This is a genomic window from Ottowia sp., from assembly GCF_047601385.1.
In the GTDB taxonomy this organism is placed as follows: Bacteria; Pseudomonadota; Gammaproteobacteria; order Burkholderiales; family Burkholderiaceae_C; genus Ottowia.
This window is the reverse complement of record NZ_JASGJP010000001.1, coordinates 2,705,914-2,731,935: the sequence shown is the minus strand read 5'-3', so window position 1 is coordinate 2,731,935 and position 26,022 is coordinate 2,705,914. Positions and strand designations below refer to the sequence as shown.

Sequence of the window (26,022 nt, the reverse complement as noted above, 5' to 3'; positions counted from 1 at the left end):
TCTGATCGCCAACCGCGCATCGCGCGGAAAAGGTGCCGGTGGCCGCGGAGCAGGCCATCTCAGTGCACCCGTGGCCGGGGTTCCCCCGGTCAGTGGGTGCGCCCCCTGTAAGGGGGGAGGCGGAGCGGAACGAAGTCCGCGCAGACTGGGGGTTAGTCCAATTTCACGCCGGCGGCCTTGATGACTTGCCCCCATCGGCGGCTTTCGGCGCGCGCCATGTCGAGGAACTGCCTGGGCGTGCCGGGCTGCGCCTCCATGCCGTAGTCCTGCATGCGCTTGACCACGCCGGGGTCGCGCAGCGCCTGGTTGATGGCGCCGTTCAGCTGGGTCACCACGTCGGCGGGCAGCCCCGCGGGGCCCAGCAGGCCCTGGAAGGCGTAGACCTCGCTGTCCTTCACGCCCAGCTCGGCCAGCGTCGGCAGGTCGGGCAGCTGCGCCACGCGCCTGGCGGAACCGATGGCGAGGGCGCGCACCTTGCCGCTCTGGATCACGGGCAGGCCGGCCGGCAGGTCGAGGAACATGCACGGCACCTGGCCGCCCATCACGTCCTGCATGGCCGGCGCGGCGCCGCGGTAGGGGATGTGGGTGATGAAGCTGCCGGTGCGGGTCTTGAACAGCTCCATCGCCAGGTGGTGCGGCGAGCCGTTGCCGGGCGAGGCGTAGTTGAGCTTGCCGGGGTTGGCGCGCGCCCAGGCCAGGAAGTCCTTGAACGTCTTGGCCGGAAAGTCGGGGTGCACCACCAGCGCCAGCGGGAAGCGCCCGAACGCGCCGATGTAGCTGAAGTCCTTCTCGGGGCTGAAGGGTAGCTTGCTGAACAGGTGCTCGTTGAAGGCCAGCACGGCGTTGTCGGCCGACATCACGGTGTAGCCGTCGGGCTTGGCGCGGGCCACCAGCTCGGCGCCGATGTTGGTGGCGGCGCCGGGGCGGTTGTCCACCACGATGGGCTGCTGGTTCAGCAGCGGGCGCATGGCCTCCGAGATCGCCCGCGCCAGCACGTCGGTGCCGCCGCCGGCGGGGTACGGCACCACCCAGCGGATCTGCTGGGCGGGCCAGCCGGTCTGCGCGCGCGCCCAGGGCGCGGCGATGCCGGCGGCGGCCAGGGCGATGAAGTCTCGACGTTGCATGGGTTTGTCTCCTTTAATGTTCATGGCCCGCAGGAGTGTAGACGCTCGGCCCTGGCCGCAAGATATGTCGCTATTTCAGAATTTCTGCGACACATTCTGCCTATATATCGCTGGCGACGACACGAAATCAAAACGTGTCGCAAAAATCCAATTTCTAGAACGCGTTCCGTTGGCCTGTGCTCGACGGCGACATATGCTCCAGATATGTCGCAAAACCACGAAAACGAGAACATGGCCCAGGCGCGCTGGTTTCGGGACCGCCCCTACAACGACCTGCCCCCGCTGCCGCCACAGGCCGAGCTGGAAAGCCGCGCCATCCTCAAGCAGTGCATTCCCGCGCGGGCGGCCCTGGCCGAGTTGAAGCAGGCCACGGCGCTGATCCCCAACCCCACGGTGCTCATCAACACGATTCCGTTGCTGGAGGCCAAGGACAGCTCCGAGATCGAGAACATCGTCACCACCACCGACCAGCTGTTCCGCCATGCCGACGACGGCGGCGAGCACGCCGACCCGGCCACCAAGGAGGCCCTGCGCTACCGCACCGCGCTGCGCCAGGGCTTTGAGTCGCTGCGCGAGCGGCCGCTCGCCGCCCGCACCGCCGTGGACATCTGCACCGCCCTCAAGGGCGCCGCCATGGACGTGCGCCGCACGCCCGGCACCCAGCTGGTGAACGACCGCAGCGGCGAGGCCATCTACACCCCGCCCGAAGGCGAGGCGCTGCTGCGCGGCCTGCTGGCCAACTGGGAGCGCTTCATCCACGAGCAGCGCGAACTCGACCCGCTCATCCGCATGGCGGTGGCGCACTACCAGTTCGAGGCCATCCACCCCTTCACCGACGGCAACGGCCGCACGGGGCGCGTGCTCAACCTCCTGATCCTCATCCAGGAAGAGCTGCTGAACCTGCCGGTGCTGTACCTGAGTCGCTACATCATCGACCACAAGGCCGACTACTACCGCCTGCTGCTGGAGGTCACGCGCAGCCAGGCCTGGGAAGAGTGGGTGCTGTACATGCTGCGCGCCGTCGAGGAAACCGCCCGCTGGACCACCGGCAAGATCGCCGCCCTGCGCACCCTGCAAGCCCACACCACCGACCACGTGCGCCAGCGCCTGCCCAAGCTCTACAGCCACGAGCTGGTCGAGACGCTGTTCGAGCAGCCCTACTGCCGCATCGGCCACCTCGTCGCCCGGGGCATCGGGCAGCGGCAGGCCGCCTCGCGCTATCTGCAGGACCTGGTGGGCATCGGCGTGCTGCGCGAGCAGCCGGTGGGGCGCGAGAAGCTGTTCATCCACCCCAAGCTGATGCAGCTGCTGACGCGGGACGGAAACACCTTCGCGCCCTATGCGGCGCCGGAAGCTATTTAATATATAGCTGCCAGCGCTTGCTGTACGGGCGCTGGAGGCCGATTTGGCTTATAAGATTCAGCCCGTGCCGAACCGCGCCACGCGCTGCTCGATGGCGCCGAACACCGACTCGCCGTCCCGCCCCTTCATCTCGATGCGGAGGGTGTCGCCGAAGCGCATGTACGCGGTCTTGGGCGCGCCGTCCTGGAGGGTTTCCATGGCGCGCTTCTCGGCGATGCAGCCGTAGCCCCGGGGCCACTCGCGCCGGCCGTCCTTGTCGATGCCCGGGTTGCTGACGGTGCCGCTGCCGACGATGGCGCCTGCGCGCAGCCGGCGCGTGCGCGCGGCGTGCGCGATCAACTGGCCGAAGTGAAATCGCATGTCCGGCCCCGCATCGCACATCCCGACCTTGCGGCCGTTCCAGGTGGTCTGCATCGTCAGGTGCACGCGGCCCTCCTGCCAGGCGTCGCCCAGCTCGTCGGGCGTGGCGGCGACCGGGCTGAAGGCGGTGGACGGCTTGCCCTGGAACAGGCCCATGCGCCGGTCGATCTCGGCGGCGATCAGCGCGCGCAGGCTGACGTCGTTGGCCAGCATCAGCAGGCGCACCGCGTCCAGCCCCTGCTCGGGCGTGGCGGCCATGGGCACGTCGCCGGTGATCACGGCCAGCTCGGCCTCGAAGTCGATGTCGAACGCCTCATCGGCCACCAGGATGTCGTCGCAGGGGCCGAGGAAGTCGTCGCTGCCGCCCTGGACCATCAGCGGCTCGGTGTAGAAGCTCTCGGGCACGTCGCTCTTGCCGGCGGCGCGCACCAGCTCCACGTGGTTCAGGTAGGCCGAGCCGTCGGCCCACTGGTAGGCGCGCGGCAGCGGCGCCATGCACAGCGCCGGCTCGAACGGAAAGGCGTGGCGCGCCTTGCCCAGGTTCAGCGTGTGCGACAGGTCCTGCAACTGCGGGGCGATGAAGTTCCAGTCGTCCAGCGCCTGCTGCAGGCGGCTGGCGATGCCGGTCGCATAATGGGCCGTCGTCAGGTCGCGCGAGACGACCACCAGTTGCCCGTCGCGCGAGCCGTCCTTGTAGGTTGCCAGTTTCATGGGGGGTCTTTGGCCGTGGATGACGCCTGCGCGGGCGAGCGGCGAAAGCGCGCCATTCTAGGCCAGCCTCCGGGCGGCCCGCCACCCTGGTTGATGGCCGCCGTGGCGTTGGCGCACGCCGCGCTGCTGGGCGATCCACCGTCCCGCGACCTCCCCTTGCCCGCCGCGCCGCGCGCGCCCGCGCTGCTGACGCGCGTCGTCGCCGCGCCCATGCCGCCGCCGGCTCATCCCCCGGCCGCCACGCCCTCGCCGCCCGCGCGCACCCGGCACGCGGACAAGCCGCCCGCCGCGCGCAGGCCCGCGCCGGCCACCCGGGCCGTTGCGCCGGTCATCGCCGAAACACCCGCCGCGGCGGCCGACACCGGCGCCGACAGCCCGCCCGCCACGCCGCACGCCCCGGTGCGCGTGCCAGGCCCGGCCACGCTGCACTACCAGGTGACGGGCCACGCGCGCGGGCTGGGCTACGAGGCCAGTGCGCAGCTGGCATGGCGCCGCCAGGGCGAGCGCTACGAAGCCGCGTGGTCGGTCGGCCTGCCGCTGCCGGGCACGCGCACGCAGCGCAGCGAAGGCGCGGTCACCGAGGCCGGCCTGGCGCCGGAGCGCTTCGCCGAGCGTGCGCGCGGCGAACGCGCCGCGCACTTCGACGCCGCCGGCAGGCGCATCCGCTTCAGCGCCAACACGCCCGACGCCGTGCTGGAGCCCGGCGCGCAGGACCGCCTGAGCGCGACCCTGCAGCTCGCCGCGTTGCTGGCCGCCGCGCCCGAGCGCTACCCGCCGGGTACGCGGATCACCCTGCAGACCGCCGGCGTGCGCGAGGCCGAGCCTTGGGTCTGGGAAGTGCACGCCGACGAGACCCTGCAACTGGCCGGGCGCGAGTTGCTCGCCGCCCGCCTGCTGCGCCAGCCGCGCGGGCCCTACGACACCCGCGTGGAACTCTGGCTGGCGCGCTCGCTCGATCACCTGCCGGCGCGCCTGCGCGTGACGCAGGCCAACGGCGACGTGACCGACCAGCAACTGCAAGCCATCGACCAGGCGCCGCAAGGCCGGTAACAAGCGCCGCGAGCGTGCCTAAATTGGCACATGCGGGCCACCCGGGCGCCGCCGGCCCGCACATGTCGGCCTTGAATCCCCATCATGCGTTCTTATCTGCAGAGCGCAGGCTTTCCCCACCCGCCCCGCCCGCTCCACCGTTTTGAAAGGCTCCACGCACCGATGAACACGCTCTACGATTCCGACAGCTTCGCGGTCGTCCACCTGCTGCCCGACGCGCCCCAGGGCGCCGACACGCCGGCGGGCACGCCCACGCTGGCGCGGCACGGCTTCGAGATCGTGGACAAGCGCTCGGGCAAGGAGGTCTACCTCGACGGCCTGTGGGCCGAGCTGTTTCAGCAGCGCATCGCCGCCTGGCAGGCCAACACGCCCACGCAGGAAGAAGTCGAAGACACGCTGGAAGGCTACGCCGAGCTGGCGCAGAACCCGGTGGTGGTGCACTGAGCCGCCACACCCAGGCAGGGGGGGCCTTCACGGCCCCTTTTTCACGCCGGACCGCCCCGCAAGATGACTTTAGTCATGCCGCTTTTGCGGCTGGCGGCGCTACGATGATTTCGGGATGCAGCAGCCGGCAGGAGGAGCGGCGGCACGCCCGAGACCTTGAAACCGCGGCCAGCGCGGGGCAACCGGAACAGGCGCCATGAAACGAATCCGAATCATCACACTGGCATGCAGCCTGCTCGGCGCGATGGGCGCGCAGGCTGCGAGCATCGCCCTTCCGGGCGGAACACTGGCTATCTCAGCCACCAACGCCAGCGGTGCATCGTTCACCTACGCCGGCACTCTGACCGAGACCGACACGCTGTCCCTCAGCCAGATCGGCACCCCCTGCCTCCAGAGCGGCGACACGTACTGCACCAACGGGGCGGGTGTCCTCACCGTGGCCGCAAGCGTGGGAGGCACGGGCATCGGGCAATCGAGCAGCTTCTCCGGCCCGAGCGGAATCATCCCGAGCGGCACTTGGACCTATGGGGCGTTGCTGATGCAGATTTCCGGCGTCGGCACGGTCCAGATCTGGCCAACCAGCGCCGCCAACGGGCTGGACAGCGCCACGCCGCCAGCCGGGTTGACCTTGCCCGCCACGACCTTGGCGGAGCTCGGATTCCCAGCGTTTTCGCAAGCCAATCCAACCATCACCTTCATCGTCGCCGACACATATTTCACCGACAACAGCGGCAGCCTCACGCTGACGCAAGCCGCGGCTCCCGCGGCGGCGGCGGCCGTGCCTACCCTGGCGGAATGGGGTCTGGGCGCGCTGGCGCTGGCGATCGGGCTCAGCGGCCTGGCGCGGACGCGGCGGTCACGCTCACGCGCCTGATCTCAGTTCTGCCGCCACGGCAGCCCCGCATGGCGCCAGCCGTTGCGGTGGCCGCGCTGGGCGTGCTGGTCCGGCTCGCCCTCGAAGCCGCCCAGCACGTTATAAGCCACCAGGCCCAGTTCGGTGGCGCGGCGGGCGGCGGCGATGGAGCGCACGCCGCTGCGGCACAGCATCAACAGCGGCAGGCCGCCCTGCGCGGCAGCGGCGGCCTGCGCGTCGAAACCGGGGTTCGGCGCCATGCCGGGCCACTGCTTCCAGGCGGCGGAGACGGCGCCGGGGACGAAGCCGACCCATTCGCGCTCGGCGTCGGTGCGCACGTCCACCAGCACGGCGCGGCCGGCCTGCACCCAGGCGTGGGCGGTCTCGGGCGCCAGGTCGCCGGCGTAGCCTTCGGCGGGGCGCACGTCCTGCGCGTCCACGGCCGGCGCATCGGCGTCCTGCCGCAGGCCGGAGCGCCGGTTGGCCGGCACCGCCTCGTCGATGCGGCGCGGCCGGGGCAAATCGAGCGCGCCCATCAGGCGGATGAATTCCTCGCGCGACTTGCCCGCCAGGCGCGGGTTGGTGGCCTTCTCGGCGCCGATGGTGGACCGCGCGCGGCCGTGGTAGTCGTGCCCGGGCCAGACGATGGCGGTGTCGGGCAGCGTGAACAGTTTCCGCGTGATGCTGTCGTACAGCGCGCCGGCGTCGCCGGACTGGAAGTCGGTGCGCCCGCAGCCCTGGATCAGCAGCGTGTCGCCGGTGAAGACGTGCCAGTCGTCCTGGCGGCGGCCGGGGCGCATGGCGTGGTCCAGCTCGGCCTGCAGCGCCACGCTGCCGGGCGCCTCGCGCGGCGGATCGGCGCGCTGCCACAGGTAGCACACGCTGCCGGCGGTGTGGCCGGGCGTGTGCAGCACGCGCAGGCGCTCGCGGCCGAAGCCGATGGCGTCGCCGTCCCGCAGCTGCACGGCGGCGGTGCCCACCTCGCAGCCGGCCGGCGCGGCGGTGCGCGCGCCGGTCAGCTCGGCCAGGCGGGCGGCGCTGGTGATGTGGTCGGCGTGGGCGTGCGTCTCCAGCGTCCACTTCAGCGTCACGCCCAGGTCTTGCAGGGCGGCGAGGTCGCGGTCGATCTGCTCGTCGACAGGGTCGATCAGCACCGCCTCGCGCGCGTGCTCGTCGAACAGGAGGTAGGTGTAGGTGCCGGAGGCCGGGTCGAACAACTGCGTGGGGTTCATGGCCCCAGTTTACGGCTCAGCCTCTCAGGCGAAGCGCAGCAGCAGCGTGGCCACTTCGTCCGCGCTGGCCTTGCCCTCGGCGATCAGGTCCGAGAGCATGGCGAAGAAGGCCTTGTCCAGCGCCTTGCGCGCGGCCGACATCTGCTGGGCGGTCTTCTCGGCGTCGGCCTCGGCCTCGATGAGCTTCTGCAGCCCGCGCAACTGGCCTTCGATACGCGCCAGCCGGGCGCAGAGTGCTTTCTTGCGGGCTTGCTCGGCAACGAAACTCATGGCGGCGCTCCTTCAGGGTTGGATTCGGGCATTTCACCGGGGCGCGGTATCGTAGGCCGACTTTCCGCGTTTGACTATCCTCCGTAAGCCCTACCCTGTTCCGGGTAGGGCGCGCGCGACCCACGGCCAGTGAACGCCCACTCAGGGGAGAAAGTGCATGCACCCACGCAAGACATCCGGCAAGCGCGCCGCCGACACTCACCGCTGGCAGGTGCCGGCCGGCGGCAAAGGCTTTGCGCTGGCCGGCTGCAACCCCGGCGCCAAGCCGTTTTCCAGCGGCGACAAGCGCGCCGACCGCGCGCGCGTCGCCGAACTGGCGCGCGAGATCGACGCCCTGCAGGACCTGTTCTATGCCGACGGGCGCTTCAAGCTGCTGGTGCTGCTGCAGGGCACCGACACCGCCGGCAAGGACGGCACCATCCGCGCCGTCTTCAAGGAAACCAGCCCGCTGGGCGTGCGCACGGTGGCCTGGAAGGCGCCGACCGAGCTGGAGCGCGCGCACGACTTCCTGTGGCGCATCCACGCCCAAGTGCCGCGCGCCGGCGAGTTCATGATCCACAACCGCAGCCACTACGAGGACGTGCTGGTGCCGGTGGTGAACGGCGCGCTGGACGCCAGCGAGACGAAGCAGCGCTACGCGCGGATCAACGATTTCGAGCGCCTGCTGTGCGAGAGCGGCACCGTGCTGATGAAGTTCATGCTGCACATCGGCCGGGACGAGCAGCGCCAGCGCCTGCAGGAGCGCATCGACGACCCCGCCAAGCACTGGAAGTTCAGCCTGGGCGACCTGGAAGCGCGCAAGCAGTGGGACGCGTACCAAGCCGCCTACGACGCGCTGCTGCGCGCCACCTCCACCGCGTGGGCGCCCTGGACCGTGGTGCCGGCCGACAGCAAGACGCACCGCAACCTGATGGTCGCCACCCTGGTACGCGACCGGCTGGCCGCGCTCGGGCTGCGCTATCCGCCGGACGATCCGGCTTTGAAGGGGTTGATCGTGGAATGAAATACCCCCTGAGTCGCCTTCGGCGCCTTCCCCCCCCTCTCTTCGGGAGGGGGACAACGCCAGTGGCCGGCACAGGTCCGGCCACGGCGTTCGCTGGCTTGGCCTGCTCCGCGGCCATTCGACTCTTTGGATTGGATGCGCTGAGCGCGTGTATGCGCCGGGTTTATGCCTCGGGCCGCGTCCACAGCCAGACCGCCACCGCCAGCATCACGGCCGGCACCGCCATGCGCAGCCAGAGCGGAATCTGGCTGAAGAACTGCATGCCGATGCCGCTGCCGGCCATCATCAACGCGCTGGTCCACTTGGCACGCCGCGGCACGGCGCCGCGCTCACGCCAGTGGCGGATCGGCGGACCGAAACGGGGGTGCCTGAGCAGCCACCGCTCGAATTCCGGCCAGCCCTTGCTGGCGGCCCAGGCGGCCACCAGCAGGAAAGGCACCGTCGGCATCACCGGCAGCACGGCGCCCACCGCCGCCAGGCCGACGAACACGATGGTGAGCGCGCGCCACAGCACCAGCGCGATGCGGCGGCGGCGCACCACGCGCGCCTCGCTGGGCAGATAGGGCTTGGGGGGCTGCTGGTTCATGGGCAGGGCCGCCAGTATGCCGCCACCAGCCCGCGCGCCGTGGCTTGGCGACAATAGGCCATGCTTTCCCAGCCCCACTTCGAGCCGCCCGCGGCCTTCACCGACCCGCACGAGGCCTTGGCCCGGGTCCAGCACATCCACGCCGCCGGCCTGGCGCACCTGCGGCAGGGCCTGCGCGCCTTCGCCGACACCCCCGTGGCCGACCTGGCGCCGGGCGCGCGCGTGCGGGCGTGCTACCCCTTCGTGCGCCTGACCACCGCGCACCGCCACCACGCCGCCAGCGGCCTGGCCTACGGCTTCGTGGCGCAGGCGGGGCGCTACGAGACCACCCTCACCAGCCCCGACCTGTTCGCGCGCTACTACCTGGAGCAGTTCCGCCTGCTGCTGGCCAACCACGGCACCGCGCTGGAGGTCGGCACCAGCCACCAGCCCATCCCGCTGCCCTTCAGCTTCGCCGAGGACGACAACTTCGAGGGCCGCCTGTCGCCGGCGCACCGCCAGCGCCTGCCCGAGGTGTTCGACCTGCCCGACCTGATGGCCATGGACGACCGCATCGCCAACGGCACCCACCAGGTGCAGCCGGGCGAGCCGGCGCCGCTGGCGCTGTTCACCGCGCCGCGCGTGGACTATTCGCTGCACCGGCTGCGCCACTACACCGGCACCTCTCCCACGCACTTCCAGAACTTCGTGCTGTTCACCAACTACCAGTTCTACATCGACGAGTTCATCGCCCTGGGACTGAAGGAGATGGGAAACCCGGCCAGCGGCTACAGCGCCTTCGTGCAGCCAGGCAACGTGGTCGCGCGCCGCGCCGGCCTGCCACCCGCGCCGGGCGATGACAAGGGCGCAGCGCCACCGAGGCCACCACAGATGCCGGCCTACCATCTGATGCGCGAGGACCGCAGCGGCATCAGCTTCGTCAACATCGGCGTCGGCCCGAGCAACGCCAAGACCATCACCGACCACATCGCCGTACTGCGCCCGCACGCCTGGATCATGGTCGGCCACTGCGCCGGCCTGCGCAACAGCCAGCAGCTGGGCGACTACGTGCTGGCCCACGGCTACGTGCGCGAGGACCACGTGCTGGACGAGGACCTGCCGCCGTGGATCCCCGTGCCGGCGCTGGCCGAGGTGCAGATCGCCCTGCAGCAGGCCGTGGCCGACGTCACCGGCCTGCCGGGCGACGAGCTCAAGCGCGTGCTGCGCACCGGCACCGTGGCCACCACGGACAACCGCAACTGGGAGCTGCTGGGCGCCGGCAGCCCGCAGCGGCGCTTCTCGCAGTCGCGCGCCATCGCGCTGGACATGGAAAGCGCCACCGTCGCCGCCAACGGCCTGCGCTTTCGCGTGCCCTACGGCACCCTGCTGTGCGTCAGCGACAAGCCGCTGCACGGCGAGATCAAGCTGCCCGGCATGGCCAACCACTTCTACCGCGAGCGCGTCAGCCAGCACCTGCTGATCGGCATCCGCGCCATCGAGCGCCTGCGCGAGAACGGGCTGGACCAGCTGCACAGCCGAAAGCTGCGGAGCTTCGCGGAGGTGGCTTTCCAGTAGCGTGTGGCACGGAATCTGCTGCATCCGCGGCCTGATCCACACGCTCCGAAAGCCCCCGATGAACCACTTGAAACACTTCGCCCTCGCCGCCTGCGCCCTGGGCGCCACGCTGGCGGCCCACGCGCAGGACGCCTATCCCAGCAAACCCGTCAAGGTCATCGTCGCCCTGCCCGCCGGCGGCAGCGTGGACATGGTGGCGCGGCTGGTGGGCCAGCACCTGGCGGCCGACCTGGGCCAGCCCTTCGTGATCGACAACAAGGCCGGCGGCTCGGGCCAGATCGGCGTGCCCCAGGTGGCCAAGGCGCCGCCCGACGGCTACACGCTGATGGTGTCGCCGGCCTCGTTCCTGACCACCAACAAAAGCCTCTTCAAGAGCCTGCCCTACAACCCCGAGGCGGACTTCGCGCCCATCGCCAAGCTGGTCAACCAGGCGGTGGTGCTGGTGGTGCCGGAAAAGTCGCGCTTCGCGACCATGGCCGACCTGCTGGCCGCCGCCAAGGCGGCGCCAGGCAAGCTGACCTACGCCTCGTCCGGCGACGGCAGCCCGCAGCACCTGGCCGGGCTGATGCTGGAGAGCCGCGCCGGCCTCCAGTTGCTGCACGTGCCCTACAAGGGCGGCGCGCCGGCCATCACCGACCTGATCGGCGGGCAGGTGGACATGGTGCTGGCGCCACTGCCCGAGGCGCTGCCGCACGTCAAGGCCGGCAAGCTGCGCGCGCTGGGCGTGCTGAGCACGCAGCGCGTGTCGCTGCTGCCGGCGGTGCCGACGATGCGCGAAGCGGGCATCGACAACCTGGTGCTGTCGGCCTGGATCGGGTTTCTGGCGCCGGCCAAGACGCCGCAGCCCGTGCTGGACAAGCTGAACAAGGCGGTGCGCACCGTGCTGCAGGGCGAGGCGCGCGCCAAGCTGCTGGACGCCGGCATGGAGCCCGCCATCGACGACCCGAAGCCGCTGCGCCAGGTCATCGGCGAGGACATCCGCATCCACGCCGAGCTGATCAAGGCGGCGGGCGTGGTGCCGCAGTAAGGGCAGGGCAACGGGCGGGCGCCGGCGCCCCAAGTTCAGTATTACAATGAAAACATCAAGTAATACCAGGACGCCGCCATGAGCACCATCACCGTCAAAGGCCAGGTCACCGTGCCCAAGCCGATCCGCGACGCGCTCGGGCTGACGCCCGGCGCGCGCGTGGATTTCGACCTGGACGAGCAAGGGCGCGTGGTGCTGCGGCGCGCCGATGCACCTGAAAAGAGAGCGCGCGACCGCTTTGAAGCCGCGCGCGGCAAGGCCGACATCCCCTGGCGCACCGACGCGCTGATGGCCCTGCTGCGCGGCGACTGATGCTGGTCGACACCAACGTCCTGCTGGACGTGCTGGAGGACGACCCGGACTGGGCCGATTGGTCGCTGCACCAGTTGCGCGCCCAATCGCAACTGCATCGCTTGGCGATCAATCCTGTCATCTACGCCGAGCTGTCGCTGGCCTTTTCCAGCTTCGAGGCGCTGGACGGCGTGCTGCACGACATGGGCCTCGCCGTGCCGGAAATCCCGCGCCCCGCCCTGTTCCTGGCCGGCAAAGCCTTTGCTCAGTACCGCCGGCGCGGCGGCACCAAGACCAATGTGCTGAGCGATTTCTTCATCGGCGCCCACGCGGCGGTCGCGGGCTGGCCGATCCTGACGCGGGACACGGCGCGCTACCGGGCTTATTTCCCCACGGTTAGCTTGATCGCGCCCGTTTAACTTGCTGTACGTTGGTATCCGACAGCCTTGCACGGTCGTTCAGCCTGCGTAGAGGTCGCGCAGGATCGTGTTGTAACTGCTCAGCAGCTTGGCCGGCACGTCCTTGCGGCGCTTATTCGTTCGGATGGGATGCGGGCACAACGGATGGCGATAGCGTTCCTCGCCGGTGCGGCGCACGTCTTCGACGGTACCGCCGACCGCAATCCAGGCAGTACGGAAACGGCGGCGTGACTCGGTGTGCAGGGCGCTGTTCATAGTGCTCTTCCTGAGTGGTGGTTGCTCAGTCGTCGCTGCCCAGCAGCGACTCGATACGCGCTAAGGCCGCGTCCCATTCGCGCTGGATCATGGCCAGTAGTTCGTTTTCGAGGTCGGCGTGCTGTTCGTCCGCGAACCATTCACGGTTGCGGCTTGCCACGCGATCCTTGTAGCCTTTGCCTTGCCTCCACTCGCTTTGGCAAGCGCTCCAGAGGGTTTTGTCGAGTTTCAGCACGTCGCGGAATGAGGTCTGCCCCATCAACTGCACCTTGAGCAGCAGTTCTTCGTAGGCGCCCTGGAGCAAACGGTCGGCCTGGGAGATCAATTCCCTAGCATCCTCGAAGTTGGGCGTGTCGATCATGGTCTGACAGACGTTGCTGAAGCCTTCAACGGCCTCGCCCAGTGAAAGGGCCGCCATGCGGCGCGCGCCATAGCCTAGGTGGTGACCATAGTTCAGGTTGTGCCACTCCCCCTCGCGGTTGACCGAAGCGCGCACCGTGGCGGCATAAGCGCTGGCCAGTTGCTGAAGCAGGCTCTCCTGCACATGCACATTGAGTTGCTTGGGCTTGCGATTCCGGCCGATCCAAGCCTTGAGCTGTGCGGCTGCCGCGTCAATCACGGCCTGGGCTTGCTCTCTCTCGTAGTTCAGCAGCAATGCCTTAGCGTTGGTGATGACCTCGGACAGGCGGTTGCGGAAGGTCTTGCGGGCCGCCAGCAGGCGCCCGGTCAGAAAGCTGCGCAGCGTGGCCGGATCGTCTTGGTAAGAGTTGAAGAAGCCGACAGCAAGGTCGTCCATGCCGATCTGCTGCAGGCGCATGACCACTTGCTCGTGCTTGAGTTCGTAGCCTTCTTCGACGGTTTCGGCCTTCTGGCCTGAGTCATCCTTGACGGCCAGCGCCTCGCTGGGCCGGGGGAGCACCAGCAGCGATGCCTTTTCGCTTAGTCCTCGAACGCCGGCTTCCTTCGCACGGGAGAGCAGCAGCTGGGCTTCGGGGGCTGGCGCGCTGTTGAAGCCGGAACACAGCACGGCCAGAGTATGGGCGTCGTCTAGCAGGCTTTCCAGGTCGGCACGGGCCGCAGTGCGGTCGATACCCTTGGTGTCGATGAATCGGATCGTCAAATCGTCGGCCTGGAGCAGCACGTCGGGAATGACCACTTCGATACGGCGCGGCAGCGTGAACTCAGGGTGGCGGCCGTTGTTGACCTTCTCGAAGATGTCCTTCAGCCACTCCAACGGCTGCTTGCCCGTGGTGGCGTCGTGCCAGATATCACGCCGGTCACGCCGGGGCAGTTCCATCAGCGAAAGAATCTCGACCACTAACTCGCGAGTACTACCAAACTTCTTGGCGAGCTCCCTGGCCTCGTCGCGGCGCTGGGTCTTGCCATCTGCTCCCTTCTCTCGCTTGATCTTCAGGCCTGAGAGATTTCGGATAGCGCGCTCGACCTCCTTGGAGATGCCCTGACCTTCCTCGTCGCCGTCGGCTTCGGCCGCGGACGCATCCGGGCGGACGTAGTTGGCGAAGTCGGCCACGTCGGCGCGAATCTCCTCGTCGCTGCGCGGCTGGATCAGCAGGCCATAGCCGGGACCGCTGCGGAGGTGGACCTCACAGATGGTGATGCCGCCGGCACCGGCTTCGAGGACGGGGGCGGGTTGGGGCGAGTCGGGAACAGAAACTTCCAGGCCGGCAATGCGGCAGATGGCGGTGGACTTGCCGATGCCGATGCTGCCGATGAAGGCCACTTGATGCTCGCGTTTCGTGAGCACGGAAACCATGGCGCGGAGCTCGTCGATATAGGCGGCGAGGCGGCGCTCAAACGCGTGCTTGACGTCGGGGCGCTGCCCCAGTTCGGCGAGTTGCTGGGCGACTTCTTCTGCCGACCACAGTAGGTCTTGATCGGGATGGTCCAGCGCCGGCCTCGGAAACACGACCCAGTTGCGCTGGACCGCTTCGCGCAAGCGCGTCGCTTCCGGCGTACCGATGGCCTCCAGCAGCATCGAAAGTTCATCGGCAGCCAGCGAGCGCTCACCGCTCTCCACTCGCGAGAGCACGGCCGGGCTCCACGTGACCCGCCGAGCAAGGTCAGTCTGCTTGACTTCGGCGCGCTCGCGAACCTGAGTCAGGTGGCGACCGATCTCAAGCGGGGAAATAGCGTTGATGTGGCCCATTGCATTTCTTAAGATTCGATGCTGCAATTATGCAGCAATATTGCGGAAATCATTCAAACATGACTCGATTTGTCAAGAATTAGGCTCACTCTCCGTGAGAAAAGTCACGCGCGGCAGGCGGGGGCGTGCGGTGACGTGGGGAACAAGGCGGGGCGAGGCCACAAAGCAGCCAATGAGGATGTGCTCCACTGTGTGAGCCGAGCCATGTGACATGAGTCACGCAATTGGCACGCAGGCATCAACAAACCGGTGACGCCGCACGTGTTGCGCCATTCGTTTGCTACGCATTTGCTGCAGGCCGGATATGACATCCGCACCGTGCAGGAACTACTGGGCCATGCCGACGCAAGCACCACGATGATCTATACGCATGTGCTCAGCAAGGGGGACGCGGCATTCTCAGCCCGTTGGATACCTTGTAATGCCGCCGCGCGTACCGTCCCGTGCCGGGATGGAGCGGGCGGGCGGCAGATCAGTAGCGCGGCTGATGGCGCGCGATAGCCTCGCGTGCCTGCGTGTCGAGCGCAAACTCCGCGCCGTGCGCCGCCGCCAGTTCATCGGCGCGCTTGCAAAACGCCTCCACACCCGTGCCGTAGATGAACTGCATCGCCCCGCCCGTCCAGGCCGGAAAGCCGATGCCGAAGATGCTGCCGACGTTGGCGTCGTGCACGCTGGTGAGCACGCCCTCGGCCAGGCAGCGCGCGGTCTCGACCGACTGGCGGTAGAGCAGGCGGTCCTGGATATCCTGCACGCGCCACTCGGCGCCTGGCTTCTCGAACAGCGCCTTCAGCTCGGGCCACAGGCGCTTCTTCTCGCCGGCGGGGTAGTCGTAGAAGCCGCCGCCGGCCGCGCGGCCGTTGCGCCCCAATTCCTTGACCATGCGCTCGACCAGCAGTTCGCCGGGCGTGGCGGTGTAGGTCTTGCCCTCGGCGGCGACGTCGGCGCGCGTCTGGTCGATGACATGCACCGACAGCGACAGCGCCGTCTCGTCCAGCACCGCCAGCGGGCCGACGGGCAGGCCGGCCTGCACGGCGGCGTTCTCGATCACGGCGGCGGGGATGCCCTCGCCCAGCATGGCGGCGCCTTCCATCACGTAGGTGCCGAAGGTGCGGCTGGTGTAGAAGCCGCGCGAGTCGTTCACCACGATGGGCAGCTTGCCCAGCGCCAGCACGTAGTCGTAGGCGCGCGCCACGGTCTCGTCGTCGGTCTGCTTGCCGCGGATGATCTCCACCAGTTTCATCTTGTCCACCGGGCTGAAGAAGTGGATGCCGACGAACTTCTGCGGCCGCGCCGACGCCTCGGCCAGGCCGCTGATGGGCAGGGTGCTGGTGTTGCTGGCGAAGAAGCCGCTGAACTCTGGTGTGTGGGCCAACATGGGCTCGGCCTCCTGCGTCACTTTGGCCTTGAGTTCGCGCTGCTCGAACACCGCCTCGATGATCAGCTCGCAACCCTTCAGGTCGGCCGCGCTGGCGGTGGGCGTGATGCGCGCCAGCAGCGCCTGCTGATCGGCGGCACTCATGCGGCCCTTGTCCACGCGCGGCTGCGTGACCTTGGCGCTGTAGGCCCTGCCCTGCTCGGCCTTCTCCGCCGACACGTCCTTCAGCACGGTGGCGATGCCGCGGCTGGCCTGCGCGTAGGCGATGCCGGCGCCCATCATGCCGGCGCCGAGGATGCCGACCTTCTGCGGCTTGTACCGGGGCACGTCCTTGGGGCGCGACTGGCCGGCCTTGATGGCGTTCAGGTTGAAGAAGAACGTGTTGATCATGTTCTTCGCCACCGGGCTGGCCATCAGGCCGGCGAGGTAGCGGCTCTCGATGCGAGTGGCCGTGTCGTAGTCCACCTGCGCGCCTTCGACCATGGCGGCCAGCGCGGCCTCGGGCGCGGGGTAGCGGCCGCGCGTCTTTGCTTTCAGCATGGCGGGCGCCACCACCAGCGCGCCGGCGACCTGGGGGCTGGCGGGGGTGCCGCCGGGCATTTTGTAGTCCTTGGCGTCCCACGGATGCTGGGCCTGCGGGTGCCCGGCGATCCAGGCCAGGGCGCGCGGGCGCAGGTCGCCGTCGCTCTCGACCAGCTCGTGCACGATGCCGATCTCCAGCGCCTCGCGCGGGCCGAACAGCTTGCTTTCCATCACGTAGGGCTGCGCGCCCATCAGGCCCAGCAGGCGCGTGAACTTGGTGATGCCGGTGGCGCCGGGGATCAGCCCCAGCGTGAGTTCGGGCAGGCCGAGTTGCAGCTTGGGGTCGTCCACGGCGATGCGGTGGTGGCCGACCAGCGCCGTCTCCATGCCGCCGCCCAGCGCGCTGCCGTTGATGCAGGCGACGACGGGGATGCCCAGTGTCTCCAGCGTGCGGAAGCACCGCTTCACGCGCTCGATCTCGGCGAACACCTGGGGCGCGTCGCTGGCCTGCATGCGCATCACGCCCTTCAGGTCGGCGCCGGCGAAGAAGGTGGTCTTGGCCGAGGCGAGGACCAGGCCCTTGAGCCGCTCCTTGTCCTTGACCACCTGCTCGGTCACGGCGGCCAGGTCGTCCTGCCACTGCGCGCACATGGTGTTGACGGGCGAGCCCTGCTCGTCGAAGGTGATGGTGCCCACCGGGCCGGCGGGCGTGTCGTCGATGGCGTAGCGCAGGGTCTTGAGTTGCATGGCGATTTCTATGAATTTGATAGCTGCCAGCGCTTTATTGACAGGCGCTAGAAGGCAATTTGACTTGGAAACATCAGGTGATGCGAATGGCGGCGAAGCACGCCATGCCAGCGAACGCCATGCACGGACCTGTGCCGGGCATTGGCGTTGTCCCCCCTCCCGCAGAGAGAGGGGGGAAGGCGCCGAAGGCGACTCAGGGGGGTCATACCTTTTCCACGATGGTGGCGATGCCCATGCCGCCCCCTACGCACAGCGTCGCCAGGCCGTAACGCAAATTCCGGCGGTGCAGCTCGTCGATCAGCGTGCCCAGGATCATGGCGCCGGTGGCGCCCAGCGGGTGGCCCATGGCGATGGCGCCGCCGTTGACGTTGACCTTCTCGTGCGGCACGCCGAATTCCTTCATGAACTTCATCGGCACGGCGGCGAAGGCCTCGTTGACCTCGAACAGGTCGATCTGATCGATGCGCATGCCCGCCTTGGCCAGCGCCTTGCGCGTGGCCGGCATCGGGCCGGTGAGCATGATGGTCGGGTCGGCGCCCGACAGCGCCACCGCCACGATGCGCGCGCGCGGCGTGAAGCCGTGCGCCTTGGCCGCCGCCTCATTGCCGATCAGCACCGCCGCCGCGCCATCGACGATGCCCGACGAGTTGCCCGCATGGTGCACGTGGCGGATGCGCTCCACCTGCGGGTAGCGGCCGATGGCGACTTGGTCGAAGCCCATGGCGCCCAACTGCTCGAACGAGGGCTTCAGGCCCGCCAGCGTCTCCACCGTGGTGCGCGGCTTGATGAACTCATCCTCGGCCAGGATGGTCTGGCCGAGGAAGTCCTTCACCGGCACCACCGAGCCGGCGAAGAAGCCGCCCTCGCGCGCCTGGGCGGCACGGCGCTGCGACTCGGCGGCGAAGCCGTCCACGTCCTCGCGCGAGAAGCCTTCCAGCGTGGCGATCAGGTCGGCCCCGATGCCCTGCGGCACGAAGGCGGTGGCGCTGTTGGTGGCCGGGTCCTGCGCCCAGGCGCCGCCGTCGGAGCCGATGGGCACGCGGCTCATGCTCTCCACGCCGCCGGCCACCACCAGGTCTTCCCAGCCCGAGCGCACCTTCTGCGCCGCCATGTTCACCGCCTCCAGGCCCGAGGCGCAGAAGCGGTTGAGCTGCACGCCGGCGCACTGCCAGTCCCAGCCGGCCTTGAGCGCCGCCACCTTGGCAATGACCGAACCCTGCTCGCCGATGGGCGAGACCACGCCCATCACCACGTCATCGACCGTGGCGGTGTCGAAGTCGTGGCGCGCGCGCAGCGCCTGGAGCGTGCCAGCCAGCAGGTCCACGGGCTTGACCTCGTGCAGGCTGCCGTCCTTCTTGCCCTTGCCGCGCGGCGTGCGCACGGCGTCGAAAACATAGGCTTCGGTCATGGTGGGGGGCTCCTCGGGAGGCCACGCGGCGCGGGGCGTTCGACGGCAGCATACATTTTTCACCAGGCAGGTGCCCGGTGAAATTCCCGCGGCGGCGGAGTGCGTCACCCCTCCCCGCGAACAGCGCCTGCGCCTGGCCGGCCGTGACGCGGGCCAGGCCCTCCCGCATGACCGCCGCCAGCAGCACCTGCCTGCTGGCGAAGAAATAGAACGGCGAGCCGCTTTGCGTGCCCGCCGCCGCCTGGGATCTCCGATGCCCACCCTGCGCCCGGCTGCTGCGCTCGCCGTCTTGCAGGAGCGCACCTTGACTTGGTACACCCGGCTGACCTCCAGGCGCTTGGGCGATGACGCTGGGCCTCTCGCCTCGCTCCACCGCACCCAGAACACGATCGCGAAGATCCTGCGAATACGCAGGCATGAAGACCGCCTTCCAGGGAGGGATGGTCTTACGGCATTGGGAATGCTTAAATCAAATCTTCTCTAGCGAGAAACTCCACCACCATCCGGTTGAACTTGCCGGCATGCTCCCATTGGGCCCAGTGCCCGCAGCGGCTGAACACGTGGAACTCGGCGTTCTGCAGGCCCCACACGAGGCGCAGGCCCACGTCCATGGGCACGAAGCGGTCGTCGCGGCCCCAGATCACCAGCGCGGGTGCGGCGATCTCGCCCAGGCGATGGCCGTAGTCGGGAAACTGCTTGGGGTTGGCCGTGCTGCTCTTGACGAAGTTCTCCAGGTGGTCGCGCCGGTTGAGCATGTTGGCCAGCCGTGCCTGGTACAGCGCTTCGGTCAGGCTGCTGGCATCAAACACGAAGACGTTCATCATGTGCTTGAGGTTCTCGATGCTCGGGTCGCGGTAGACCATGCCGACCAGCTTGATGCCCTCGGTGGGCATGGGCACGAACTGGCTGGGGCCGCCGGTGCCACCGCCCATCAGCACCAGCTTGCCCACGCGCTGCGGGTGTTTCAGCGCGAAGGCCACGGCGCTGTGGCCGCCCATGGAGTTGCCGATGAGGTGTACGCGCCCGATCTGCAGCACGTCCAGCAGGCCCGCCAGCGTGTCGGCGTTCAAGTCCGAGCGCGAGCCGGTGTTGACGATGGGGTCGCTCTTGCTCCAGCCCGGGCAGTCCATCAGCACCACGCGGTAGCCGGCGTCCACCAGCGGCTGCACGTTGCGGTTGAAGTTGGCCCAGCCGCTGGCGCCGGGGCCGGAGCCGTGCAGCATGACGACGGTCTCGGCGCCCTGGCCGGCGTCGTTGTAGTGGATGCGCAGGCTGCGCTCGCCCACCTGCACCTGGGCAAAGCGGCTGGTGGATTCTTCGGTGATGGCAATGGGGTTCATGGCTTCTCCTCTGGTGCGGCCTTAACCTGCTTCGCTCATGGTGGGGATGGCATGGATGCGCTCGTGTTCCTGCTGTTTCAGCAGATCCAGCGCCACATCCACGATCATGTCTTCCTGGCCGCCGACCATGCGGATGCCGGGCTTGAGGCCGCGCAGGAACGCGTCGTTCCTCACGTGCGCACTGGCGCTGGTGGCATCGAACACGAAGTCGATGTCGGCGAACACGGGCAGGCGGGCCAGGCCCTCCACGCCCTCGGAGGTGACGACCACCCCCAGCCGGGCGGCGCGCGCCAGGCCGTCCGATGCCGGATCGATGCCCACCATGGCACCCATGTCGATGTGCGTGCCGTGGCGCATGATCTTGACCATCAGGTCGGTGCCGATGTTGCCGCTACCCACGATGGCAGCCTTGAGCTTGCGGGTCATGGGTGCGCTTTCTTCAATCGACCGATGCACCGCTGGCCTTGATGAGCGGCGCCCAGCGGCCCGCCTCGGACTGCATGAAGCTGCCGAACTGCGCCGGGGTGGACGGGAATGCCTGCATGCCCTGGTCCGAGAAGCGTTTGAACACCTCGGGGTCGTTCAGGGCCTTGACGAAGGCTTCGTTGAGCTTGGCGATGGCGGGCGCCGGCGTGCCAGCCTTGGCGGCCGCGCCGAACCAGACATCCGCGTCCACGCCCTTGACGCCCAGCTCGGACAGCGTGGGCACGTCGGGCAGCTGGGGCGAGCGCTTGGCCGCCGCGACGGCCAGGGGCTTGAGCTTCTTGCCCGCGATCAGGGGGCCGGTGGTGAGCACCACGTCGAACATCATGTCCACCTGCCCCGCCATCACGTCCTGCAGCGCGGGGGCCGAACCTTTGTAGGCGACATGGTTGTATTCCCCTCCGGCCTGCCCGCGGAACAGCTCACCCAGCAGGTGCCCGATGGAGCCGACGCCCTGCGACGCGAAGTTCAGCCCGCCCTTGCGGGTCTTGGCCAGCTGCACCACGTCCTGCACGCTGTTGACGGGGCTGTTGGCGGGCACCACCAGCACCATGGGCGTGGCGACCAGCGAGGTGATGGGCGTGAAGTCCTTCAGCGGGTCGTAGGAAAACTTGCGGAACAGGTTCTGGTTGATGGCGAACATCTCAGTGGCGCCCACGAAAACGGTGTGGCCGTCGGCGGGCGCCTGCTTGACGATGTTGGCCGCGATCTGTCCGCCGCCCCCTGGCTTGTTGTCGACGATCACCGGCTGGCCCAGGGTTTCGCTCATCTTCTGGGCCATGGCACGCGATATCTGGTCGGTAAGGCCACCGGCGGCGAAAGGCACCACCAGGGTGACGGTGTGTTGTGGAAAGGCCTGTGCCAGCGCGAGGCCCGGCAGTGCGGCAAGCGTGAAAGTGGTGATCAGTGCGCGGCGTGAAAGCATGGTTGTCTCCGGTGGTTGAAATGGATCAGGGAAGGGGAAATCGGTGCAGGTTTCAGGCGCTGAAACGGGCGTGTACTGTGCCGACGCCGCTGATACGGGCCTCGAAGCGGTCGCCGGGCCGTGCCGCCGCCATCGGGCCGAGCGCGCCGGTGAGCACCAGGTCGCCCGCGCGCAGCGGCTGGCCCAGGCTGGCGAGCTTGCGGGCCAGCCAGGTGGCGGCGTTGAGCGGGTGGCCCAGGCAGGCGGCGCCGCTGCCCTGCGACACGGTCTCGCCAGCACGCTCCATCACCATGCTGCTGAGCTTGAGATCCAGCGCGTCGAGCCGGGTCGGCACGCCGCCCAGCACCACCAGGCCGCTGGAGGCGTTGTCGGCCACCGTGTCGATGAAGCGGATGTTCCACTGGGCGATGCGGCTGTCCACGATCTCGATGGCGGGCAGCACATAGGCCGTGGCGCCGATGAGTTCCACCAGCGTGGCATCGGGCCGGTCCAGGTCGCGTTCCAGCACCAGGGCCACCTCGGCTTCCACCTTAGGTTGCAGCGTGCGGGTGAACGGGATTTCCTCGCCGTCGCCATAGACCATGTCCGCGAACAGGGTGCCGAAATCGGGTTGGTCCACCCCGAGCTGCTGCTGCACCGCCAGCGACGTCAGGCCGATCTTGCGGCCCACCACGCGGCGGCCCTGCGCCACGCCATGCCGCACGTTGGCCAGCTGCACGCGGTAGGCGGTGTCGCCATCGGGGATCTCGCTGCGCAGCGGAGCGATGGGGGTGGCGGTGCGCTCTGCCTCGCGCAGGCGCGACGCCCACTGTTCGACGGTGCCAGAGGTGCTCATGGGGTCTCCTCGGGGGTCAGGCGTCGTGCAGGAAGAGGATGCCGTAGCCGGCGATCAGCACCGGTATGGCTTGGTAGTGGCGCAGGGGGCAGGGCAAGGCGCGGTCAGACGGCAACGCGCCGCGCGCGATCAGCCAGGTCTTGGACTCGTGCGCCGACAGGCCGGCCTCCTGCTCGATCAGGTCTTCTCGCTCTTGTGCGAGCGCGTCGAGCCGGCCCGATGCCAGTGCCTCCATCCAATGCTGGTCCCATGCGGGGTTCAGCGGCTTCATGTCGGAATCGCCGCGCGCCAGTGCCATGCCCGCGGCTTTCACGCGCTCGGTCTTGGCGTCGCGGTCGGCCTGGGTCGGCTTGTGCCGAAGGGTGATGCGTTCGCGCACGGCCGGATCGGGGTGGGCGAGGGTCGGCACCGGCGGCTCATGCGACAGGCCACCCGAGCCGATCAGCAGCGTGCGCTGCGGCAGTGTGTCCAGAAAGCGGCCCATCTCGCGCCCCAGCTGCAGGCAGCGGCGCAGGCGCGGGATGCCGGGCTGGGCCACGGCGTTCATGAAGATGGGCACGAGCGGCGGCGTCTTCATGCCGTCCCCCCAGATGAACTGCAGCACCTGCGAGAAGCCGTGGTCCACCTCCATGCGACGTGACAGCGCCAGATCGAAGTCGTGCTCCATCAGCCATTCGGCCAGGCCCAGCGCGGCGGCTTCATCGACGTTCAGCGCGCCGGACGGCGTCAGGTAGTCGCCCACGGCGGTGGCCTGGCTGCCGATGCACAGCGGCGGCATCAGCGCGTTGAAGAAGCCGTTGTAGTGGTCCGGGCCGACCAGCACGATCAGCTCGGGGGCGAACTTCAGCACCTCCTCGCGAGCGCGGGCGATGCCTTGCCGCAGGTCGGCCTCGACCTGTGGCTCCAGCGGGTTCAGTCCGTACAGCGGCGTGTGCGACATGCCCAGGAAGGCGCGCCTCGGTTGGCTGGACATGGTTCAGTCCTCCCTGGGCGCGTGCAGCAGCGCGGCGAGCCGGGCCGTGACCGCGTCGATGCCCTGCGGCGAGGCCATGGCGGCGACGAAGCGGTCGGGCCGCACCACCACGATGGAGCCGCTCTTGCCGGTGAACCAGTCCTTGATGCGGCCCTGCGCGTCGCCCAGGGTGACGACGCCTGCGCCGGCCTCGCTGGCATGGGCCATCTGCACCTGCGGCTTCACGCTGATGAAGCAGGTGCCGAGCTTTTCCCAGAACGCGCGCACTGCCGGAGCCATGCCGTGGGTGGGGTCCGTGCCCCAGGCGATCACGGCGAAGCGCAAGCCGATCACGTCGTCCAGGCGCACCGTGGCGCCGGCTTCGGTGCTCACGCGCGGCTGGATGAACATGCGGCCCACGGGGGTGTCCAGCGGCGGCTCCATGCCATTGAGCAGGCGGCCCACCAGCGACTCCCTCTTCTCGGCCATGAGCCCGACCAGCCGGCCCAGCGGGGTGTCGCCCGAGCGCTCCAGCAGGCCGCCCAGCACCGGGCGGCCCTCCTGGCGTTCGGGCAGCAGCACCACGCCCTTCTCGTAGCGGGGCATGGGCTTGAAGCGCATCTCGGCGAAGTACTGTTTGACGCTGGGCACGGCATTGAGCGCCAGCATCATCCGGTCGCGCAGCTTGGCGGCGGTGCGGCTCTCGGGGACGAAGATGTCGCCTGCGACCTCGGACAGATGGATCATCGAGCGGGCATGGCTGCGGCGCTCATCGGTGTAGCTGTCCAGCAGGGCTGCGCCGCACTTGCCCTGCACCACCAGCGCCAGCTTCCAGGCCAGGTTGCTGGCATCGCGCATGCCGCTGTTGTAGCCCTGGCCCTGCCACACCGGCATGATGTGCGCCGCGTCGCCGGCCAGCAGCACGCGATCCACGCGGAACGTGGCGGCCAGGCGGGCGTTGTGCGTGTAGACGCGCTTGCGGATGTAGTCCAGCTTCTCCGGGTGCGGCACCACCTTGGCCATCAGCCGGGCCATGTTCTCGGGCTTGGACAGCTCCTCTTCCGTCTCGCCGGCCATCACCATGAACTCGAAACGGCGGATGCCATGCGGCAGCGCGCCGGAGACGTAGGGTCGGTCCGGATCGCAGTACAGCTCGACGTGGGGCGTGCCCAGCGGGTCGTTGCGCACGTCCACCACGATCCACTGGTTGGGCTTGGTGCGGCCTTCGAAGGCCACCCCCAGGGTGCGCCGCACCAGGCTGTTGCCGCCGTCGCAGGCCACCACGTAGCGGGCGCGCAGGGTTCGCTCCTCCTGGCCGCTGTGCAGCGTCACGGTGACGCCGTCGGCATCCTGGCGCAGGGCGCGGAGTTCGTGGTTGAACACTGCGTCCACATGCGCGAAGCGCTGCAGGCCCTGGTAGAGGATGTTGTCCACCAGCGGCTGGATGAACGCATTGCGGCGCGACCAGCCGAACTCGTCGGTGCGCGGCTCGATGCTGGCGAAGCAGCGGCCATCGGCGGTGAGAAAGCGCATCCAGTGGTCCGGCGTGATGTGGGCCTGCACCTGGTCGGCCAGCCCGGCCGCCTGCAGCGTGCGCAGCGCCTCGTCGTCGATGCCGATGGCGCGCGGATAGTCGATGATCTGCGGCAGCTTTTCCACCACCAGCGTCTTTACGCCGGCGATGCCCAGCGTGTTCGCGATGGTCAGGCCGACGGGACCGGCCCCGATGATGACGACGTCCGCATCGGGGTGCTTGCGTGCAGCCGGCCTGCGTGATGCAGTGCTCATGGTGTGTCTCCTGAATGGTGCGGATTGTGGAGAGCGGCCCTGGCGTGGTAAACCATGTGCACCAGGTGCACAGATGCACCCGGGTAAACCAGAACTGGTGCCTGCGTGCACCCATCCCCGCCATGCCCATCCAGCCTTTGCACGACGCCTCTCGCTACAAGGAAGTCCGCGGCCTCACCCGCGGCCTCCATGTGCTGCGCGCGCTCAACCGTGTGCCCGGCGGCATCGGCAGCACCAGCGAGCTGGCCAAGGCCTGCGGCCTGGACCGCACCACCACCAAGCGCCTGCTGGAGACCCTGCGCCACATGGGCTTCGTGCGCCAGGGGGAGCGCGAGGGGCAGTACTACCTCACCTTCGAGGTGCGCAGCCTGAGCGAGGGCTTCGAGGACGAAGCCTGGGTGGTGCAGGTGGCCACCCCTGCCATGGAGGCATCGGTGCGCGAACTGATGTGGCCGTGCGACCTGGGCACGGCCGAGGCCGGTTTCATGGTGGTGCGCGAATCCACCCACCGCTGGAGCGCGCTGTCGCAGCACCGCGCCATGATCGGCGAGCGCCTGCCCATGCTGGTGACCGCCATGGGCCGCGCCTACCTGAGCGCCTGCGGCGAGGTGGAGCGTGAAGGCTTGCTGGAGCTGCTGCGCATGCGCAGCGACTGGATCGGCGAGCAGGCCCGCGACCAGGCCGCTGTCAGCCGGCTGATCCGCGACACGCAGCGCCGCGGCTACTCGCGCAACGAAGGCGAGTGGATCCGCGAGGCCAGCTTTGCCGCGATCGCGGTGCCGGTGTTTGCCGGCCCGAGGCTACTCGCGGCACTGAACATGGTGTTCCCGAAAGCCGCCGTGTCCAGCCGGGACATCAAGACACGCTTCCTGCCCGCCCTGGAGCGGCTGGCCGCGACGATCGGAAAGAACAGTCGGGCCTGGGTGGAGAGCTAGTGTC

Annotated in this window: 24 protein-coding genes and 2 pseudogenes; 11 read left to right on the top strand and 15 right to left on the bottom strand. The window is 68.9% G+C overall.

Annotated features, from left to right (window positions below; genetic code table 11):
* Positions 1-152: 152 nt before the first annotated feature.
* Positions 153-1,124 (bottom strand): Bug family tripartite tricarboxylate transporter substrate binding protein, encoded by a 972-nt coding sequence (locus QM772_RS13325; RefSeq protein ID WP_415137230.1) that lies wholly within the window; start codon positions 1,122-1,124, stop codon positions 153-155.
* A gap of 204 nt (positions 1,125-1,328) precedes the next feature.
* Between QM772_RS13325 and fic the strand changes: the two genes are divergently transcribed.
* Positions 1,329-2,486, top strand: a complete 1,158-nt coding sequence (fic, locus tag QM772_RS13320; protein WP_415137228.1) for a protein adenylyltransferase Fic — start codon at positions 1,329-1,331, stop codon at positions 2,484-2,486.
* 57 nt (positions 2,487-2,543) lie between these two features.
* On the opposite strand, the gene QM772_RS13315 is transcribed toward fic, so the two are convergent.
* Positions 2,544-3,557, bottom strand: coding sequence for a fumarylacetoacetate hydrolase family protein (locus QM772_RS13315; RefSeq protein ID WP_415137226.1), 1,014 nt, complete (start codon positions 3,555-3,557; stop codon positions 2,544-2,546).
* Positions 3,558-3,659: 102 nt separating this feature from the next.
* Here QM772_RS13315 and QM772_RS13310 point away from each other — a divergent pair, with 102 nt between their 5' ends.
* The 3 genes from QM772_RS13310 (at position 3,660) to QM772_RS13300 (ending at position 5,925) form a co-directional block, all read left to right on the top strand.
* Positions 3,660-4,607, top strand: a complete 948-nt coding sequence (locus QM772_RS13310) for a DUF3108 domain-containing protein (protein WP_415137224.1) — start codon at positions 3,660-3,662, stop codon at positions 4,605-4,607.
* Between the two features lie 162 nt (positions 4,608-4,769).
* Positions 4,770-5,051, top strand: coding sequence for a DUF3567 domain-containing protein (locus tag QM772_RS13305; protein WP_415137222.1), 282 nt, complete (start codon positions 4,770-4,772; stop codon positions 5,049-5,051).
* A gap of 196 nt (positions 5,052-5,247) precedes the next feature.
* Positions 5,248-5,925 carry an IPTL-CTERM sorting domain-containing protein gene (locus tag QM772_RS13300; protein WP_415137220.1) on the top strand — a complete coding sequence of 226 codons (678 nt, stop codon included), beginning with the start codon at positions 5,248-5,250 and terminating at the stop codon, positions 5,923-5,925.
* A 2-nt stretch (positions 5,926-5,927) separates the two neighbouring features.
* Here QM772_RS13300 and QM772_RS13295 read toward each other — a convergent pair whose 3' ends face one another.
* Both QM772_RS13295 and QM772_RS13290 read right to left on the bottom strand, forming a co-directional pair.
* On the bottom strand, positions 5,928-7,136 hold the full coding sequence (locus tag QM772_RS13295; RefSeq protein ID WP_415137218.1) for an MBL fold metallo-hydrolase: 1,209 nt from the start codon (positions 7,134-7,136) through the stop codon (positions 5,928-5,930).
* Between the two features lie 24 nt (positions 7,137-7,160).
* The gene (locus QM772_RS13290; RefSeq protein WP_415137216.1) at positions 7,161-7,406 is read right to left on the bottom strand and encodes a metal-sensitive transcriptional regulator; all 246 of its coding nucleotides are present in this window, start codon (positions 7,404-7,406) and stop codon (positions 7,161-7,163) included.
* 157 nt (positions 7,407-7,563) lie between these two features.
* Between QM772_RS13290 and QM772_RS13285 the strand changes: the two genes are divergently transcribed.
* On the top strand, positions 7,564-8,409 hold the full coding sequence (locus tag QM772_RS13285) for a PPK2 family polyphosphate kinase (RefSeq protein WP_415137214.1): 846 nt from the start codon (positions 7,564-7,566) through the stop codon (positions 8,407-8,409).
* Positions 8,410-8,572: 163 nt separating this feature from the next.
* Here QM772_RS13285 and QM772_RS13280 read toward each other — a convergent pair whose 3' ends face one another.
* Positions 8,573-8,995, bottom strand: coding sequence for a YbaN family protein (locus QM772_RS13280; RefSeq protein ID WP_415137212.1), 423 nt, complete (start codon positions 8,993-8,995; stop codon positions 8,573-8,575).
* A gap of 60 nt (positions 8,996-9,055) precedes the next feature.
* Here QM772_RS13280 and QM772_RS13275 point away from each other — a divergent pair, with 60 nt between their 5' ends.
* The 4 genes from QM772_RS13275 (at position 9,056) to QM772_RS13260 (ending at position 12,286) form a co-directional block, all read left to right on the top strand.
* Positions 9,056-10,549 (top strand): AMP nucleosidase, encoded by a 1,494-nt coding sequence (locus tag QM772_RS13275; RefSeq protein ID WP_415137210.1) that lies wholly within the window; start codon positions 9,056-9,058, stop codon positions 10,547-10,549.
* Positions 10,550-10,607: 58 nt separating this feature from the next.
* The gene (locus QM772_RS13270; RefSeq protein ID WP_415137208.1) at positions 10,608-11,576 is read left to right on the top strand and encodes a Bug family tripartite tricarboxylate transporter substrate binding protein; all 969 of its coding nucleotides are present in this window, start codon (positions 10,608-10,610) and stop codon (positions 11,574-11,576) included.
* Between the two features lie 78 nt (positions 11,577-11,654).
* Positions 11,655-11,888: an AbrB/MazE/SpoVT family DNA-binding domain-containing protein gene (locus tag QM772_RS13265; protein WP_415137206.1), complete on the top strand. Its 234-nt coding sequence runs from the start codon at positions 11,655-11,657 to the stop codon at positions 11,886-11,888.
* Positions 11,888-12,286, top strand: coding sequence for a type II toxin-antitoxin system VapC family toxin (locus tag QM772_RS13260; RefSeq protein WP_415137204.1), 399 nt, complete (start codon positions 11,888-11,890; stop codon positions 12,284-12,286). The genes QM772_RS13265 and QM772_RS13260 overlap by 1 nt, the downstream gene beginning before the upstream one ends.
* A 39-nt stretch (positions 12,287-12,325) precedes the next feature.
* Here the strand turns inward: QM772_RS13260 and QM772_RS13255 are convergent, their stop codons facing one another.
* Positions 12,326-12,541 carry a hypothetical protein gene (locus QM772_RS13255; RefSeq protein ID WP_415137202.1) on the bottom strand — a complete coding sequence of 72 codons (216 nt, stop codon included), beginning with the start codon at positions 12,539-12,541 and terminating at the stop codon, positions 12,326-12,328.
* A gap of 25 nt (positions 12,542-12,566) precedes the next feature.
* Positions 12,567-14,708 (bottom strand): helix-turn-helix domain-containing protein, encoded by a 2,142-nt coding sequence (locus QM772_RS13250; protein WP_415137200.1) that lies wholly within the window; start codon positions 14,706-14,708, stop codon positions 12,567-12,569.
* A 231-nt stretch (positions 14,709-14,939) separates the two neighbouring features.
* Here QM772_RS13250 and QM772_RS13245 point away from each other — a divergent pair.
* A pseudogene (locus QM772_RS13245) lies at positions 14,940-15,130 on the top strand (tyrosine-type recombinase/integrase); the annotation flags it as partial.
* Between the two features lie 50 nt (positions 15,131-15,180).
* Here QM772_RS13245 and QM772_RS13240 read toward each other — a convergent pair.
* From QM772_RS13240 to QM772_RS13205, 8 genes and pseudogenes are all read right to left on the bottom strand, one after another.
* The gene (locus tag QM772_RS13240) at positions 15,181-17,352 is read right to left on the bottom strand and encodes a 3-hydroxyacyl-CoA dehydrogenase NAD-binding domain-containing protein (RefSeq protein ID WP_415137198.1); all 2,172 of its coding nucleotides are present in this window, start codon (positions 17,350-17,352) and stop codon (positions 15,181-15,183) included.
* Between the two features lie 202 nt (positions 17,353-17,554).
* Positions 17,555-18,760, bottom strand: coding sequence for an acetyl-CoA C-acetyltransferase (locus QM772_RS13235; RefSeq protein ID WP_415137196.1), 1,206 nt, complete (start codon positions 18,758-18,760; stop codon positions 17,555-17,557).
* Between the two features lie 464 nt (positions 18,761-19,224).
* Positions 19,225-20,100, bottom strand: a complete 876-nt coding sequence (locus tag QM772_RS13230) for an alpha/beta fold hydrolase (RefSeq protein ID WP_415137194.1) — start codon at positions 20,098-20,100, stop codon at positions 19,225-19,227.
* A 123-nt stretch (positions 20,101-20,223) separates the two neighbouring features.
* Positions 20,224-20,526, bottom strand: a pseudogene (locus tag QM772_RS13225) (acetaldehyde dehydrogenase); the annotation flags it as partial.
* Between the two features lie 13 nt (positions 20,527-20,539).
* Positions 20,540-21,508: a Bug family tripartite tricarboxylate transporter substrate binding protein gene (locus QM772_RS13220; RefSeq protein WP_415137192.1), complete on the bottom strand. Its 969-nt coding sequence runs from the start codon at positions 21,506-21,508 to the stop codon at positions 20,540-20,542.
* Positions 21,509-21,560: 52 nt separating this feature from the next.
* Entirely contained in the window at positions 21,561-22,343 is a 783-nt protein-coding gene (gene mhpD, locus QM772_RS13215; RefSeq protein WP_415137190.1) for a 2-keto-4-pentenoate hydratase, read from the bottom strand.
* A 16-nt stretch (positions 22,344-22,359) separates the two neighbouring features.
* Positions 22,360-23,316 (bottom strand): 3-carboxyethylcatechol 2,3-dioxygenase, encoded by a 957-nt coding sequence (locus QM772_RS13210; RefSeq protein ID WP_415137188.1) that lies wholly within the window; start codon positions 23,314-23,316, stop codon positions 22,360-22,362.
* A 3-nt stretch (positions 23,317-23,319) separates the two neighbouring features.
* Positions 23,320-25,083, bottom strand: a complete 1,764-nt coding sequence (locus tag QM772_RS13205) for a bifunctional 3-(3-hydroxy-phenyl)propionate/3-hydroxycinnamic acid hydroxylase (protein WP_415137186.1) — start codon at positions 25,081-25,083, stop codon at positions 23,320-23,322.
* A gap of 122 nt (positions 25,084-25,205) precedes the next feature.
* Between QM772_RS13205 and QM772_RS13200 the strand changes: the two genes are divergently transcribed.
* Complete coding sequence (locus QM772_RS13200; RefSeq protein ID WP_415137184.1) at positions 25,206-26,018, top strand: DNA-binding transcriptional regulator; 813 nt, start codon at positions 25,206-25,208, stop codon at positions 26,016-26,018.
* The last annotated feature ends 4 nt before the right edge of the window (positions 26,019-26,022 follow it).

Coding starts and splice junctions, on each gene's coding strand:
- QM772_RS13325 (WP_415137230.1), bottom strand. CDS start 1,124: ATGCAACGTCGAGACTTCATCGCCCTGGCCGCCGCCGGCATCGCCGCG.
- fic (WP_415137228.1), top strand. CDS start 1,329: ATGTCGCAAAACCACGAAAACGAGAACATGGCCCAGGCGCGCTGGTTT.
- QM772_RS13315 (WP_415137226.1), bottom strand. CDS start 3,557: ATGAAACTGGCAACCTACAAGGACGGCTCGCGCGACGGGCAACTGGTG.
- QM772_RS13305 (WP_415137222.1), top strand. CDS start 4,770: ATGAACACGCTCTACGATTCCGACAGCTTCGCGGTCGTCCACCTGCTG.
- QM772_RS13300 (WP_415137220.1), top strand. CDS start 5,248: ATGAAACGAATCCGAATCATCACACTGGCATGCAGCCTGCTCGGCGCG.
- QM772_RS13295 (WP_415137218.1), bottom strand. CDS start 7,136: ATGAACCCCACGCAGTTGTTCGACCCGGCCTCCGGCACCTACACCTAC.
- QM772_RS13290 (WP_415137216.1), bottom strand. CDS start 7,406: ATGAGTTTCGTTGCCGAGCAAGCCCGCAAGAAAGCACTCTGCGCCCGG.
- QM772_RS13285 (WP_415137214.1), top strand. CDS start 7,564: ATGCACCCACGCAAGACATCCGGCAAGCGCGCCGCCGACACTCACCGC.
- QM772_RS13280 (WP_415137212.1), bottom strand. CDS start 8,995: ATGAACCAGCAGCCCCCCAAGCCCTATCTGCCCAGCGAGGCGCGCGTG.
- QM772_RS13275 (WP_415137210.1), top strand. CDS start 9,056: ATGCTTTCCCAGCCCCACTTCGAGCCGCCCGCGGCCTTCACCGACCCG.
- QM772_RS13270 (WP_415137208.1), top strand. CDS start 10,608: ATGAACCACTTGAAACACTTCGCCCTCGCCGCCTGCGCCCTGGGCGCC.
- QM772_RS13265 (WP_415137206.1), top strand. CDS start 11,655: ATGAGCACCATCACCGTCAAAGGCCAGGTCACCGTGCCCAAGCCGATC.
- QM772_RS13260 (WP_415137204.1), top strand. CDS start 11,888: ATGCTGGTCGACACCAACGTCCTGCTGGACGTGCTGGAGGACGACCCG.
- QM772_RS13255 (WP_415137202.1), bottom strand. CDS start 12,541: ATGAACAGCGCCCTGCACACCGAGTCACGCCGCCGTTTCCGTACTGCC.
- QM772_RS13250 (WP_415137200.1), bottom strand. CDS start 14,708: ATGGGCCACATCAACGCTATTTCCCCGCTTGAGATCGGTCGCCACCTG.
- QM772_RS13240 (WP_415137198.1), bottom strand. CDS start 17,352: ATGCAACTCAAGACCCTGCGCTACGCCATCGACGACACGCCCGCCGGC.
- QM772_RS13235 (WP_415137196.1), bottom strand. CDS start 18,760: ATGACCGAAGCCTATGTTTTCGACGCCGTGCGCACGCCGCGCGGCAAG.
- QM772_RS13230 (WP_415137194.1), bottom strand. CDS start 20,100: ATGAACCCCATTGCCATCACCGAAGAATCCACCAGCCGCTTTGCCCAG.
- QM772_RS13220 (WP_415137192.1), bottom strand. CDS start 21,508: ATGCTTTCACGCCGCGCACTGATCACCACTTTCACGCTTGCCGCACTG.
- mhpD (WP_415137190.1), bottom strand. CDS start 22,343: ATGAGCACCTCTGGCACCGTCGAACAGTGGGCGTCGCGCCTGCGCGAG.
- QM772_RS13210 (WP_415137188.1), bottom strand. CDS start 23,316: ATGTCCAGCCAACCGAGGCGCGCCTTCCTGGGCATGTCGCACACGCCG.
- QM772_RS13205 (WP_415137186.1), bottom strand. CDS start 25,083: ATGAGCACTGCATCACGCAGGCCGGCTGCACGCAAGCACCCCGATGCG.
- QM772_RS13200 (WP_415137184.1), top strand. CDS start 25,206: ATGCCCATCCAGCCTTTGCACGACGCCTCTCGCTACAAGGAAGTCCGC.